Genomic DNA, 13,025 nt, shown 5'->3' with positions numbered 1-13,025 from the left:
GTCGGTGGTGATGACGGCCTTCGAGTTGTCGACGACCTGGGCGTTGTAGTTGATCGGGGCAGCGGCTTCAGGCGCATCAGCGTGCACGGTGCCAGCGGTGATACCCATGGCAGCGATCAGCAGCGCCGACGTCGCGGCGAGCTTCCTCATCTTCATAAACTTGGCCAATCCCTCATCTGGTTGGTGCGTTGGTGCGTGTTACCAGGCGATATTTCAACATCACCAACCCGCTGACGAGGGAAAAATTCACCGAGAATTTAAGAACAATATGCACGTTTCAGCTGGATTTGGCCTCAGCCTTCGCTTTTTTCTTGAATTCCCTTACCTCCGAAAGCGATTCGGCATCGACCACGTCGGCAACCGATCGCCGCGATCCTTCATCCCCATATGACCCTGCGGCAACTCGCCACCCATCGGGCCGCACATCGCGTTGCTTACCGAGCAACGCGAGAAAAATCTTGGCCTTCTGCGCCCCGAATCCCGGCAGGTCTTGCAGCCTGCGCAACACCTCTTTGCCGTCGGGTTCACCGCTGGTCCAGATGTTGGCTGGCTCGCCTTGATAGTTGTCGAGCAGATATTGCGCGAGCGCTTGGGTGCGCCGAGCCATCGACCGCCCGTACCGATGAATAGCGGGCGGGGTGGCGGCGAGTTCTTCGAATTCGGTCGGATCGGCTTGCGCGATGCGCACCAGATCGAATCCGCCCATCCGGTCAGCGAGTTTGCGCGGCCCGCGAAATGCGTGCTCCATCGGATATTGCTGGTCGAGCAACATCCCGACCAACAGAGCGAAGTCGTCGCTGCTGAGTAATTCGTCGGCCTCGGGTTCCTGCGCCAAACACAGTATGCGGCTCATTAACCAATGGTGACACAATTCACCCGAGGCGCGACGGCTCAGTGTTGTTCGAGCATTTTCTCGGTAGCGGCGAGCAAAACGCAGGTCGCGAGCCCGTCCATCGCCTTTTCCAATTCCGGCAACTGCGGGAAGCTGGGGGCGATGCGGATGTTGCGGTCTTCGGGGTCGTTGCCGTATGGGAACGCCGAACCGGCGGCCGTGAGCGCGATGCCCGCCTCTTTCGCGAGCGCGATCACGCGCGCCGCGGTGCCTTCGAGCACGTCGAGGCTGATGAAGTAGCCGCCCTTCGGCTCGGTCCACGAGGCAACCTTCGACGCGCCGAGGCGGTCTTCCAAGATGCGGCGGACCAGCGCGAACTTCGGCTCAAGCAGCTCGCGATGCTTTTGCATGTGTGCACGCACGCCTTCGGCATCGCCGAAAAAGCGCAGGTGCCGCAGCTGGTTGAGCTTGTCGGGGCCGATGCTCTTCTTCGACGCGTGGCTCAAATACCAGTCGATGTTGGTCTTCGACGCACCGAAGAAGCTCACGCCCGCACCTGCGAAGGTGATCTTGGACGTGGACGCGAAAACCAGCGGTCGGTCGGGATGACCAGCGGCGGCGGCGAGACCGAGCACGTCGACAATCGGCGCCGCGGTATCGGTAAGCGGATGTACCGCGTACGCGTTGTCCCAGAACAGCTTGAAATCGGGAGCGGCGGCAGGAAGCGAAACCAGTTCGCGCACAACCTCTTCCGAGAACACCGCACCAGAAGGGTTGGAGTAGTTGGGAACTGCCCACAGGCCCTTGATGGTCGGGTCGTTGGCGATGAGGTCGGCGATTACGTGCACGTCGGGGCCGTCGTTGTTCATCGGCACGGGGATCATCTCAATGCCGAGGGCCTCGGTGATCGCGAAGTGGCGGTCGTAACCCGGTGCGGGACAAAGCCATTTGACGGTTTCTTCCCGCGCCCACGGACGTGGCGAATCGGGAAAACCGTAGAGCATCGCGAAGATGATGATGTCGTGCATGATTTCGAGGCTCGCGTTATTGCCAGCCACGATGTTGTCGACGTCGATGCCAAGCAATTCGCCGAAGATCGCGCGCAGCTCAGGCAATCCGGTGAGCCCACCGTAATTGCGACAGTCGGTGCCGCTCGCATCGCGGAAATCGTCTTCGCCGGGAAGCGTGAGTAACCGGGCGGATAGATCTAACTGCTCGGGCGATGGCTTACCTCGGGTGAGGTCCAGCGTGAGCTTCTCGGTCTTGAGCGTCGCGTAATTCGCGGTCTGGGCCTCGTGTTCGGACACGAGTTCGCCGTGGCTCATCAAACCGATCTGCGTTTGCCGGGGCATCGGAGCAGCCTTTCGAAGCAGCAAGGGGGGTCGGTGCCACGTTACCCGGCGCATCCCCAGCCCAGATGGCCAGCCGGGGGAAAATAAAGGGGACCCCGCGCACCCGGCAGAGCTCGTTGACCCTTGCTGCCTTCCGGCCCTGGGGGAGTTCACAAGATACGCGTCACGCGGGATCCGTCGGCCAGTGTAGCGCCAGAACGGGCAATGACAACAATCGGGATGCCCACGATCGGTGTCGGCTGGCTACGATCGTCGCAATATCGCGAGGGGGAGGTCCCCGGCCGATGCAGATTCTAGGAGGGGTGCACCGCGTGACCGGTCCGAATAATCAACCGCCAGACTCGAATGCCCAGTGGTGGGAACAACCGGGTCCGGGCGCGACGCCCAATCCGAACCAGGCCGACCCGACACTGTTGCGCGCCGACCTCGGCAGTCTCGGCGGTGCTACCCCACCCGCCGACCCGACGTTGCTGCGCGCCCCCGACCTCGGCGCGTACCAGGCGCAACCGCAGTACGGTTCCCAGCCCGCCTACCAGCAGCAACAGCCCTTCGCCGCACCCCAGCAGACCGGATACCAACCGCAACAGACGGGATATCAGCCGCAATATCAGCAGGCACCGCAGCCCGCGTGGGGCTCGCCGCCGCCGGTGCAGCCCCCTCGACCGCCGTCATCGGGCGGCGGAAACAAGGCGACCTGGTGGGTCTTGGGCGGCGTGTTCGGCGTTGTCGCGCTGCTGGTGATCGTGCTCGTCGCCGTGGCAGCAAGCAGCGGTGGCGACGACGACAAAAAGTCACCCATTGACCCGTTCAAGCCCGACAGCAGCAAGTGGGCGGGCAGCTACGCGTTCAAAGATGGCAAGAACTCGTGCGAGCTGATCGACCCGAGCGTGCTCAACCAGTGGTCGAGCACCCGCGAAACGACGACGCACCGCGAGTACAAGCCGTCCGATTACAGCGGCGGCGGCACCTACGACTGCGATATCTCCAACAAGGAACCCGGTCGCAACCCACCCGAGGCCGATATCAGTCTTAACGTCGCGTTCAAGTCGGGCAGCGAGACCGAATCCGACTACGCGCGCTGGAAGTCGAGCGACACCCGAACCACCGGCAAGGGCTACGACCAGGGCTCGATCAGCGGGCTTGGCTCGGAGGCCTATTTCGCCGCTCAGCAGCAGATGTACTCGTCGATCCCGAACGATTACACCTACATCTGCGCGACCCACGACAGCAACATCTCGGTCAAGGTGAAAATCGAGATTCGCACCAACTCCGGCTACGACCAAAAGGCGATGGACACCGCGTGCCAGTCGCAGGTCCGTAAGGTGCTCAGCGCGCTCAAGAAGTAACCCGTTTTGTTGGAACCCGTGTTCACCCGCTATGCTGCTCAACGGAGGATTCGCCTAGTGGCCTATGGCGCTCGCCTGGAACGCGGGTTGGGTTAACGCCCTCAGGGGTTCAAATCCCCTATCCTCCGCCAAAGCAGGGCCCTTACCGGTTCGCCGGTACGGGCCCTGTTTTTATTGTGGTGAACCTGTCGGTGGTGCGCGTTAGCATCACTTCACCAAGCCCATGAGTGAGGCGGCACCTTAGCGACTTCAAGTCGCCCGGGGGATGTTGTGAGTGCCACCACACGTGAGTGGGTACTCCCATCTTTGCGCGTGAATGAACACGCGCATGCCACCTAGAACTCGAAAGTGAACACACGCCGTGACAACCCCAACCGCCGGTCCTATCCGGCTGATGCTTCGCGACTGCGACACCGCGTCAAGCGGTGCCATCGACGGTGCATGGTGGCCGCGCACCGATCAGCCGATGACCGAAATCCACCAGCTCGTTGGTGCCGTCGCTCCGCGTATCGGCCAGCTCGCGCGTCTTGGCTTCGACTGGACTGACGAAGCGTCCGAGAGCGCACGCATCATGCACCTGGTCGGCAGCAACGACGCCACGTTGGCGCTGCTTGTGGTGCCCGCTAACGCCGACCCTGCTGCCGCGCGCAGCCAAATGCGGTGGGCCGCAGGCAAACCCAGGATTCAAGACCCCGCGCCCGCCGAAGTCGCCGCGCTCGGCCCGCACTCGCTCGTCGACGTTTCCTAGCGGTCGCTTGTGTAAGCCGGGTCGTAGGCGCGAGGGGCCGCTCGACGACTCAGCAAACGGTCGAACCATTCGCCCAAGATCACGCCGGCGGCCAGCGCGCAGCCAACGCCAAAAGCGCCGAGGATCTGGCCGAAGCCGAGCAGCGTCTCGTCTTCGAGCAGGGCGTATAGCCCCCGATACACCTTCAGACCAGGCAGCAGCGGTGTGATGCCAGCTACCGCGACAACAAGCGGTGGCGTCAAAGCGCGACGGGCCATCAGACCACCGACAAGGCCGATCGCCGTCGCGGCGACGCCCGACGAGACAACCGGCCCGAAGCCGATATCACCGATCGCAAGGAAAACCATCGTGCCGCCAGCGCCGGAAAGCGCGGCGGCGAACAGCGCGCGACGTTCGGCGTAACAGGCAAGCGCGAACGCGACCGCGGCGACAGCGCCAGCGATCAGTTTGATCGCCAAATACTCCGTCGACCGGCCAGCGCTCTCGCCAATCGACGGAACAGCGACACCGAATAGCGTCGAAAACCTAAGGGCGAGACCAATACCCGCGACGATCCCGCCGGTCATCATCAACACTTCAAGCATGCGCGCGGTTGCCGTTACGGGTGCGCCGGTGATGGCGTCCTGCACCGAACCAACCAACTGCTGCCCACTGAGCAACACCGTGATCCCTGCCGCGACGATCAGCGCCGCGTCGTCGCGCCATTCCGGGCTATAGGCGGTAAGCGCGATCGCGGGCGCCGCGGCGAGCACACCGCCGACGATGTGCTGAAAGAACAGTGGCAGGCCCAGCTTGTGCAGCATCCGGTTGACGATGTCGATCACGGCGGTTGTCGCGAAGCTGATCGCCGCGAGCGCGTAATCCCCGCCGAGCAACACCGCGATCGACGCGGCGAGCAACGACCACGCCGCCGTCGAAACCCAGCGCGGATAAGGGTGCCGCGAGCTCACGATCTCGTCGAGCGCGGCGTGAGCTTCGCCGATCGGCACCAGCTGGGTGCGCAACCTGCGGGTAAGTCGGTCGACGGCGGCAAGTCGGGTGAAGTCGAGCGACCGGTACTTCACGACCCGCATGTCGCTGGCCGGTGGCAATCGAGGCCCACGATCGGCCCAGATACGAATGGCGTCGAACGTGACGTCGATATCGCACTGACTAAGCCCGTACGTCGACGCGATGAACCGCACCTGCGCGGTCGTATCAACAACACCGGTACCTGCGGAAAGCACAACCTCCCCGACGCGAACCGCGAGGTCGAGCACTTCCGAAACCTGGGCGTCGTCGGCCAGGTCGATCGGCTGCACGGGGGCTGGAACCGCGACAACGCTGTCGGCCGTCGCGCGCGGCCGCAGCAGCCGCAGTCGCCTTCGCGCGGCTTCCCGCGTACTCACGCTGCGCCAGTCGACTCCCATTCCGTCGACGGTAGTGGCGGAAACGGCGTCGTCGTCGGCACGCAACGAGTTCGAAGTCGTGTCGTCAGATGTCGTCTTGCAGACCGGTGCTGTACGCGGTCGCGGCGAGGTACTGCAAACAGGTCGCCGCGCATTCGGCATGGGCAGTAAGGACGAAACGAGCCTGTTGGAGCGAAGAAATGGAAGAATCGGCGGCGCAGTCGGCATGTTCGCGACGCCAGTGTCGCTCGATTCGGCGCTGGGCTTCGCGCGATGTCGGCTGGCCGGGAACGGGTAGGGGTACGTCGAAGACGGTGTGCCGACGCACAGAGGGGCCGACAATGGAGGCGATGTCTGTATGAACACCGGGACGGGGAAGGTCATCTCGGAACGTCGGCGGTTGCTTGGGCTTTCGCAGCCAGCTCTCGCTACCGCGATCGGGGTGAGTTCGCGCCAAATCACGCGATACGAGGCCGAAGAACAGTCGCCGACGCTGCCGGTAGCGGTGCGACTTGCTGATGCGCTTGGCATTTCGATTGCCGAACTCGCCGGGCTTGTCGACACTCGCGTCGACCTCGCCGGCCAGTGGTGGGCTGCTTGGCAAAAGCAGACCAACGGCGAAGGCGACGGCGATAATGTGGAAATCGCATCGGTACGCATTCGCCATGAAGGCGACCACCTTCTGCTTGACGCTGGGTCGGCGGATTGCGACGACGCCGAGCCCGATACCGAAGCTGGGGTCGTATCCCGCGAGCCTGCGCTCGGCTTCCGTGGGGAGATGCGCGTGCACGACGGCGACGCCGTCACCGGTTGGGTGCGTGGGCTCGACCTCGCGTGGCCCGTCGGTTCCATCTACTACTCGCTGCACCCCCAGGGGGCACACGCGGTCGGTTCGTGGGCCACTTCGGCTGGGCCGGATGGGGTCGCACGGGGTTGGAGCGCGCTTGCTCGCGAGCGCGCGGATGCGGAAAAGCTCTTGATCGAACTGGTCCGCACTAACGGTTACGTCGAATCCTGGCCCGGCGACTAGCCTATGCGGTTCACGCATGCGCACCTCCGTAAATGGTCTCCCGTGACAGCCAACAATCGGAAGTATGGGTAGCCGCTAGACCTTTTGGACAGCAAAAGCCGTCTACAGATCGTCTACAACCTGCTCAAATGGGTCGCAGGACAGACCTTTTGGGCAGCTAGGATGGCGATCATGTCCACCGTCGACGGAGCTCGATTGCGGCAACTACGCGAGCAGGCGGGTCTCTCCCTGACCGCCCTCGCCACCCGGGTGCCCTACAGCAGATCAGCGCTCGGCCACTACGAAACCGGTGCGCGCACGCCACCGCCAGCCGTCATCGACTGGTACGAGCGTGTGCACGCCGAACGGGCACCGCGCCCCACCGATGACGACACCATCGATGCGCTCTTTCCCATCGAAGCGCCCCTCATCGCGATCAGCCATCCGCGCTTTGGTGGGCGCGGATATTACTGCGGATTCCGCATCGACGGAGGGCTTAGCGGGCACGTCGCGGCGAGCGATGCGGCGACGGCGGTGCGAATTGCGTTGAGAGCGGTCGGGTTTGAGCTGGACCGGGCGAGTTAAGTGTGCGCCGCGACGACGTCTTCGACTGCGCGAGTCAGCTGTTCGAGATATCCATCGACGTCGCTGACGACGCCAACATCGGAACGCACTGACAGCGCGATGGTTTCGCCGATTCCATGCACGCCGTGGGTCAGCCGCATAACGGTCCCCAATGCGGGAAAACCGCCCGTGAACAGGACAGGAGCGTCGAGGAAGCGCAGATCGGCCGCCCCGCGGTTTCCACTCGAAACGACGACGTTGCCGTCGAGCTCGGCAGGTACCGCTTCGAGGTCAGCATTGGCCACATCACGCCTTGCGAAGAGCGCGGGTACCGCCTCGCTCACTCGATCTATTTGCGCGAAAGTGACATTCGCCGCTCGCCTACGACGCTCGTAGAGTTCTCTGGCGATGAGTTCGGCTCGCGCTGTTAAGTCAGGCTCGGCCAAATGGAGGTCGACCGTCAACGTGCGATAGCTGTTGCGCGCGTTGCCCTTTGTCGACATCGGGACCGCCGCGCTCAGCGTCGTCACGTCCGGGAAGTGGTCACCGAGCGCTTTGCTGATTGCGGTGAGCGCTAGCACAGTCACCGGGAGACCGGTTGCTTTGAACTCACGAAGGGAGAACGTCACGAACCGAATCTGCTGAGCGACAGGCAGATTCGATGGGTTGACGACCGACGCCGGGAAGGTCTGCGCGGGCGGTGGTACCTCGCCTCGGGCCGTCGCTGCCAACAGGCGACGCTTGGCGCGTTCGGCTTCTCTTGCACGGCTGAAGGTTCGGACTATTTGGGCTGGAAACCGGAGCAGCCCAACGATGTTCGCAACGAGATCTCCACAGAGTTGTCCACAGGAATCCACAAACGTTGAACTGTTGTCCACAACGCCTACCTGGGGCTTTCGTAAGTTATCCACAGTTCCAACCACCGGCCTGTGGATAACTTCGTCGGTTCTGGAAAACAGCGCACGGGCGATCTTCGTCGCGCGGGTTCCGTCAGCCAGAGCATGCGAAAGTCGCAGTACCGCAAGCAAAGTGGGAGCCGACGAGCCTGGTACTTCGGCAACGTCGCGAAAGACGTGCAATTCCCACGGACTTCGTGTGGCATCGAGACTTTCGCCACCCATGAGATCTTCGATGGCCGCTCTGCACGCCAGCCACGAAAGGCCCGGCTCGTGCGCGATGAACTGATTCGGGCCAGGAGACATCGGTACCCAGCGCGGATAGTCGAACCGTGTTGGCCGCACACGGATCGTGAGGTCACCGACGAGCGCGGCGCGCTCTTCGACGAACTCACGCAATTGCGCTGTACTGCTTTCGGTTTCAGCGAACGCGTACAGCGCGAAGATGTCGTTGTTAGTTCGGCCCGACAACCACCACATCGTCGCGTCACGTGGCGACATCCGAGTCATGCCACCGACACCCTAAATGAAGTGGGCCCCGGGGAGCTTCCCGGGGCCCGAACTCGCTACGGATATGGCTAGCTTGGGGCGCATCGCGCGACTCAGCTAAGCGCGAACTCTCCGGCGGTGACATCGGCTATGAAGGCCGACCACTCCCCCGGGCCGAACGCCAAGATGGGGCCAACGCCGTTGTCCTTTGTATCGCGGACCGCGACCTCACCCCCGCGCAGAAAAGCCACCTCTACGCAGTTACCGTCTGGACCGCTGTAGGTGCTCTTCCGCCAGACAGCGCTGGTGACATCAACTTTCACGGCACTTGCTCCTTTGCTCCATCGTGATACGGGATAACTCAAGGAATCGCTGAAACAACCAGATATCCGGTGCGAGCGGACAGTTACTTCGCGGCATCGGAGAAACTGCCGCCGTCGAGCACGCAACCGACCGGTGCGGGCCAGCACAGCGGGACCTTTGGCCCCCGGGGGCTGTCCCCGCGAGTCAGACAGTAGCAGGTCTTCCGCAAGTTTGCGGATGAGAATTTGCGTTCCCAGAAATATTTGCCAAGGTTGCGAAGATAAACGTTTGCGCGAGTTTAGCCAGCGCTGTTTACCCATTCTCAGCATCGGTCACACATCAGCATTTACTTCCATGTGATTGGTCTGTGATACGTCACTTTTAGCCCGGGTATCTGCGACCTCGCAACCACACTCAGCGCGCGAGGAGGATCATGGAGTAATGATCTCCCGTGACCGCGACGCCGCAGGTCGTGCCCGCAATGACCGTCCCCGCGACCGCCTCGGGCGACCGCTTCCACCCGGCAGTGTTGGGGTCGCCCGAATTCCCGACGATCTTGAACTCCCGCCCCAGCAAACTCTCGACTTCGCTCAGCAACTGCTGGACGAAGGATTGGCCTTCAATGCGCATGAAGTGTTGGAGGCCGCGTGGAAGAACGGACCGGTTGCCGAGCGGATGCTGTGGCAGGGCTTGGCACAGTACGCGGTTGGCCTTACCCACATCCAGCGCGGGAATGCGAAGGGTGCGGCCACTCTGTTACGACGAGCGGCCCAGCGACTTGGTGAGTATCCGGCGAATTCCGAGCACTACGCCGTTGATACCGCAGGGCTCATCGCGCACACGGAAAGTCTGCTCAGCGCACTGGATTCGAGTGGCCCCATCGCAGACGACCAACTGCGCACGTCGTTGCGGGTGCGCGGGTCATAGGATGCCTCGGTGAACAACGCAGGTAGATACGCCCCGAGCCCGTCCGGTGACCTGCACATCGGCAACCTCCGCACCGCGATTCTCGCGTGGCTGTTCGCGCGAACTACGCAGCGGGCGTTCGTTCTTCGCGTTGACGACCTCGACCGGGTGCGTGCGGGCGCCGCAGAGCAGCAGCTCGCCGACCTTGCCGCGATCGGCATCGATTGGGACGGTCCCGTCGCGTACCAATCAACCCGGACCGATGCTTACGACGCCGCGATCGCTGAATTGGCCGCGGCGGGAAGAACATACGAGTGCTACTGCACGCGGCGCGAGATCCAAGAAGCGGCCACCGCGCCGCATGGTCCGATGGGCGCGTACCCGGGCACGTGCCGCGAACTCACCACCGCACAACGCGACCAGCGGCGAGCATCCGGGCGACCAGCCGCGATTCGCCTGCGCGCGGATGTCGATTCGTTTACCTTTCACGATCAACTTCATGGCGAATACACCGGCGCGGTGGACGATTTGGTGTTGCGGCGCGGCGACGGCATCCCGGCCTACAACCTCACCGTTGTCGTCGATGATGCTGATCAAGGCGTCGACCAGGTGGTTCGCGGCGACGATCTCCTGCCGTCAACGCCCAGACAGGCTTATCTCGCAACCCTTCTCGGGCTCGCGGTGCCGACGTACGCGCACGTTCCGTTGGTGCTCAATCCCGAAGGCAAACGGCTGGCGAAACGTGATGGGGCAGTGACACTTTCCGATCGACGCGCCGCAGGCGACACGCCGCAAGATGTGGTTGCGCTGATTGCCGATTCGCTCGGATATCGCGCTCGCACAACGGCTGAGCTCCGCGAACTGTTCGACGCGGCCCAATTGCCCAGAAATCCATGGATACTCGACCCTACTGGGTTGTTCCGACCGGACGAATGTCCGTAACGTACGGATCGACCGATCTACGCGATCACGACGAGGACTGATTTATGACCACCGGTGGTTACGACCCCAACCAGTACCCGCAGGGCGGCCAGCCCGGCGGCTACGGCCAAGACCCGTACGCCCAGCAGGGCGGTCAGCCCGGTTACGGCCAGCAGCAGCCGGGCTACGGCCAGCCGCAGCAGCCGTACGGACAGCAGCCCCCGAGCTACGGGCAGCCCCAGCAGCCTGCTTACGGGCAGCAGCAGCCTTATGGCCAGCAGCAGCCGTTCAGCCAGGACGCATACAAGCCGCAGGATGCTTACGGGCAGCAGCAGGCCTACCCGGCCAGCGGCTACGACCAGGGCTTCGGTGGCGTCCAGCCTGCCGACCTCGGCATTCGCGTTGGCGCGCGCGTCATCGACAGCCTGATCGTCAGCGTTCCGCTGTACATCGTGCTGCTGATCGCGCTCAGTGGCAACGCTGTTCAGCTTCTCGGCGGCGTCCTCATCTCCGTGGCGCTCTACGGCTACTTCATCGCGATGGAAGTTACCCAGGGCACCACGCTCGGCAAGAAGATCCTCGGCCTGCGCGTTGTCGCGCCGGGCGGGGCCGCGCAGCTCACCCCCGAGCAGTCGGCCAAGCGCAACCTGTTTGAGATCGTTGGTCTGATCCCGTGCGTCGGTGGCCTCATTAGCCTCGGCCTCGCGATCTACATCATGGTCACCATCTCGCAGGACCCGAACAAGCAGGGCTGGCACGACAAGTTCGCTGGCGGCACGCAGGTCGTCAAGGGCTAATCCCCTACGACACGAAAAGGGGCGCTTCCGAGTGAATTCGGAAGCGCCCCTTTTGCTTTCGCGCTAGTAGCTAGAACTAGAGCTGCCAGCCAGTCCGATGATCAGGAAGACAAACCAGACGACGATCCCAATCGTCATGAGCGCACCGATGATCACGCCCGCGATCGCCAGGCCTCGACCAGCTTCCTGCCCTGGTTCCTTCGTTTGGTTCAGCGCGATGAAACCCAGGATCAGGCCGACGATGCCGCCGAGCCCGCAGGTCACCAATCCCGTCAGCGACGTGACAAGCGAGGCGATCGCCATTCCGTTGGTGCCCTGCGCCTGCGGCTGCGCGTACCCGTACGGCTGATACGGCGCACCATACGCGGGCTGACCCGGGTACGGCTGCGGCTGCCCATAAGGCTGCTGCGGATACTGCGGCGCGGAAGGCGGCGGCGCCGTTGGGTATTGCGGCGTCGATGGGTAACTAGGCGGCGACGGCTGGGCAGGTTGGGAAGGCTGCGACGGCTGCGCGGTCGGGTACTGCGGCACCGAACCCGGCGCGCCGGACTCTGGCGACACGCCAGAGCCGCCGTACTGCTTCCACCACTCGTCGGAATCGCCGGGATTCGTCATCGCTACAGCGTATTGCACAACCGGAGCCGGTGAAACATCGCGAGCTTGGGACAATAGGGCCGTGAATGATGCAAACTCGCTCCAAAAGCCCCAGAAAACAGCTGAATCTGGACACCCCGCGCAAGAGCATGCGGCGTTCGCCCAGGCCGCGCGGGGGTTCTATCCGGTAATCGTCGCGATTTTCACCGCGACACTGATCATCTCCAATATCTGCGCGTCCAAGGGCGTCGAACTGTTCACCAGCTACTCGGTGAGCCTCGGACCAGTGCAGATCCTGCCGCTCGTGACCGACGGCGCCTTCTTCCTTTTCCCGCTCGCCTACATTCTCGGTGACGTGCTGAGCGAGGTGTATGGCTTCCGCGCCGCACGCCACGCGATTTACACCGGCTTCGCCGCGCTGCTGCTCACCGTCGGCTGCTTCTGGGTGACGATTCACCTGCCATCGGCTGGCTTCTACGAAAATCAGGCCGCCCTGGAAACCGTGCTCGGCACCACCCCGCGACTTGTTCTCGCAGGTCTCGCCGGGTATTTCGTTGGGCAGCTGCTGAATTCGGCCACCCTCGTGCTGATTAAGGAGCGCACAAAGGAGCGCCACCTTTGGGCGCGACTGATCGGCTCGACCATCGTCGGTGAACTGGCCGACACGCTCATCTTCTGCTCGATCGCCGCCGCGGTGATCGGCATCGACACCTGGCAAGCGTTCATCAACTACGTCATCGTCGGCTTCCTCTGGAAGACGCTGTGCGAGGTGCTCGTCCTGCCGATCACCTACCGCGTTATCGCGTTGTTGAAGAAGACCGAACCCGGTTACACGGCCCAACCCCTTCCCGCACTACGCGAGTGACGTTGACGGCGGGGT

Annotated in this window: 15 protein-coding genes, 1 tRNA gene and 1 other RNA gene; 9 read left to right on the top strand and 8 right to left on the bottom strand. The window is 63.2% G+C overall.

Annotated elements, in window-relative coordinates; all coding sequences use genetic code 11:
• Positions 1–277: 277 nt before the first annotated feature.
• The 3 genes from IEX78_RS23720 to ffs form a co-directional block, all read right to left on the bottom strand.
• The gene (locus IEX78_RS23720; protein ID WP_188831292.1) at positions 278–853 is read right to left on the bottom strand and encodes an HhH-GPD-type base excision DNA repair protein; all 576 of its coding nucleotides are present in this window, start codon (positions 851–853) and stop codon (positions 278–280) included.
• A gap of 38 nt (positions 854–891) precedes the next feature.
• Complete coding sequence (locus IEX78_RS23715) at positions 892–2,184, bottom strand: aspartate aminotransferase type Ic (RefSeq protein ID WP_188831291.1); 1,293 nt, start codon at positions 2,182–2,184, stop codon at positions 892–894.
• Between the two features lie 84 nt (positions 2,185–2,268).
• An RNA gene (gene ffs, locus IEX78_RS23710) (signal recognition particle sRNA small type) lies at positions 2,269–2,363 on the bottom strand.
• Positions 2,364–2,495: 132 nt separating this feature from the next.
• Between ffs and IEX78_RS23705 the strand changes: the two genes are divergently transcribed.
• The 3 genes from IEX78_RS23705 (at position 2,496) to IEX78_RS23695 (ending at position 4,278) form a co-directional block, all read left to right on the top strand.
• Positions 2,496–3,530: a hypothetical protein gene (locus IEX78_RS23705; protein ID WP_188831290.1), complete on the top strand. Its 1,035-nt coding sequence runs from the start codon at positions 2,496–2,498 to the stop codon at positions 3,528–3,530.
• A 43-nt stretch (positions 3,531–3,573) separates the two neighbouring features.
• Positions 3,574–3,661 (top strand) — tRNA-Ser (locus IEX78_RS23700).
• Positions 3,662–3,891: 230 nt separating this feature from the next.
• Positions 3,892–4,278 carry a DUF5994 family protein gene (locus tag IEX78_RS23695; RefSeq protein ID WP_188831289.1) on the top strand — a complete coding sequence of 129 codons (387 nt, stop codon included), beginning with the start codon at positions 3,892–3,894 and terminating at the stop codon, positions 4,276–4,278.
• On the opposite strand, the gene IEX78_RS23690 is transcribed toward IEX78_RS23695, so the two are convergent.
• Positions 4,275–5,687 (bottom strand): threonine/serine exporter family protein, encoded by a 1,413-nt coding sequence (locus IEX78_RS23690; protein WP_188831288.1) that lies wholly within the window; start codon positions 5,685–5,687, stop codon positions 4,275–4,277. The genes IEX78_RS23695 and IEX78_RS23690 overlap by 4 nt on opposite strands.
• Positions 5,688–5,751: 64 nt before the next feature.
• Positions 5,752–5,994, bottom strand: coding sequence for a hypothetical protein (locus tag IEX78_RS23685; protein WP_188831287.1), 243 nt, complete (start codon positions 5,992–5,994; stop codon positions 5,752–5,754).
• A gap of 30 nt (positions 5,995–6,024) precedes the next feature.
• Between IEX78_RS23685 and IEX78_RS23680 the strand changes: the two genes are divergently transcribed.
• Positions 6,025–6,696, top strand: a complete 672-nt coding sequence (locus tag IEX78_RS23680) for a helix-turn-helix transcriptional regulator (RefSeq protein WP_188831286.1) — start codon at positions 6,025–6,027, stop codon at positions 6,694–6,696.
• Between the two features lie 171 nt (positions 6,697–6,867).
• The gene (locus tag IEX78_RS23675; RefSeq protein WP_188831285.1) at positions 6,868–7,260 is read left to right on the top strand and encodes a helix-turn-helix domain-containing protein; all 393 of its coding nucleotides are present in this window, start codon (positions 6,868–6,870) and stop codon (positions 7,258–7,260) included.
• On the opposite strand, the gene IEX78_RS23670 is transcribed toward IEX78_RS23675, so the two are convergent.
• Positions 7,257–8,645, bottom strand: a complete 1,389-nt coding sequence (locus IEX78_RS23670) for a wax ester/triacylglycerol synthase domain-containing protein (protein WP_188831284.1) — start codon at positions 8,643–8,645, stop codon at positions 7,257–7,259. The genes IEX78_RS23675 and IEX78_RS23670 overlap by 4 nt on opposite strands.
• Positions 8,646–8,737: 92 nt before the next feature.
• Complete coding sequence (locus IEX78_RS23665) at positions 8,738–8,947, bottom strand: DUF397 domain-containing protein (protein WP_188831283.1); 210 nt, start codon at positions 8,945–8,947, stop codon at positions 8,738–8,740.
• Between the two features lie 421 nt (positions 8,948–9,368).
• On the opposite strand from IEX78_RS23665, the gene IEX78_RS23660 reads away from it, so the two are divergent.
• The 3 genes from IEX78_RS23660 to IEX78_RS23650 are packed head-to-tail and all read left to right on the top strand — an operon-like array spanning position 9,369 to position 11,551.
• Positions 9,369–9,854: a DUF309 domain-containing protein gene (locus IEX78_RS23660; protein ID WP_188831282.1), complete on the top strand. Its 486-nt coding sequence runs from the start codon at positions 9,369–9,371 to the stop codon at positions 9,852–9,854.
• A gap of 9 nt (positions 9,855–9,863) precedes the next feature.
• On the top strand, positions 9,864–10,775 hold the full coding sequence (gene gluQRS / locus IEX78_RS23655) for a tRNA glutamyl-Q(34) synthetase GluQRS (protein ID WP_188831281.1): 912 nt from the start codon (positions 9,864–9,866) through the stop codon (positions 10,773–10,775).
• Positions 10,776–10,819: 44 nt separating this feature from the next.
• Positions 10,820–11,551 (top strand): RDD family protein, encoded by a 732-nt coding sequence (locus IEX78_RS23650; RefSeq protein WP_188831280.1) that lies wholly within the window; start codon positions 10,820–10,822, stop codon positions 11,549–11,551.
• Positions 11,552–11,614: 63 nt separating this feature from the next.
• Here the strand turns inward: IEX78_RS23650 and IEX78_RS23645 are convergent, their stop codons facing one another.
• Positions 11,615–12,166, bottom strand: a complete 552-nt coding sequence (locus tag IEX78_RS23645; RefSeq protein ID WP_188831279.1) for a DUF4190 domain-containing protein — start codon at positions 12,164–12,166, stop codon at positions 11,615–11,617.
• Between the two features lie 169 nt (positions 12,167–12,335).
• Between IEX78_RS23645 and IEX78_RS23640 the strand changes: the two genes are divergently transcribed.
• Positions 12,336–13,010 (top strand): queuosine precursor transporter, encoded by a 675-nt coding sequence (locus IEX78_RS23640; RefSeq protein WP_229684311.1) that lies wholly within the window; start codon positions 12,336–12,338, stop codon positions 13,008–13,010.
• Positions 13,011–13,025 lie beyond the last annotated feature (15 nt).

This window comes from Nocardia camponoti (assembly GCF_014646135.1).
Taxonomy (GTDB): Bacteria; Actinomycetota; Actinomycetes; order Mycobacteriales; family Mycobacteriaceae; genus Nocardia; species Nocardia camponoti.
Note: the sequence above shows the minus strand (reverse complement) of the source record. Positions and strands in the feature narration are given on the sequence as shown.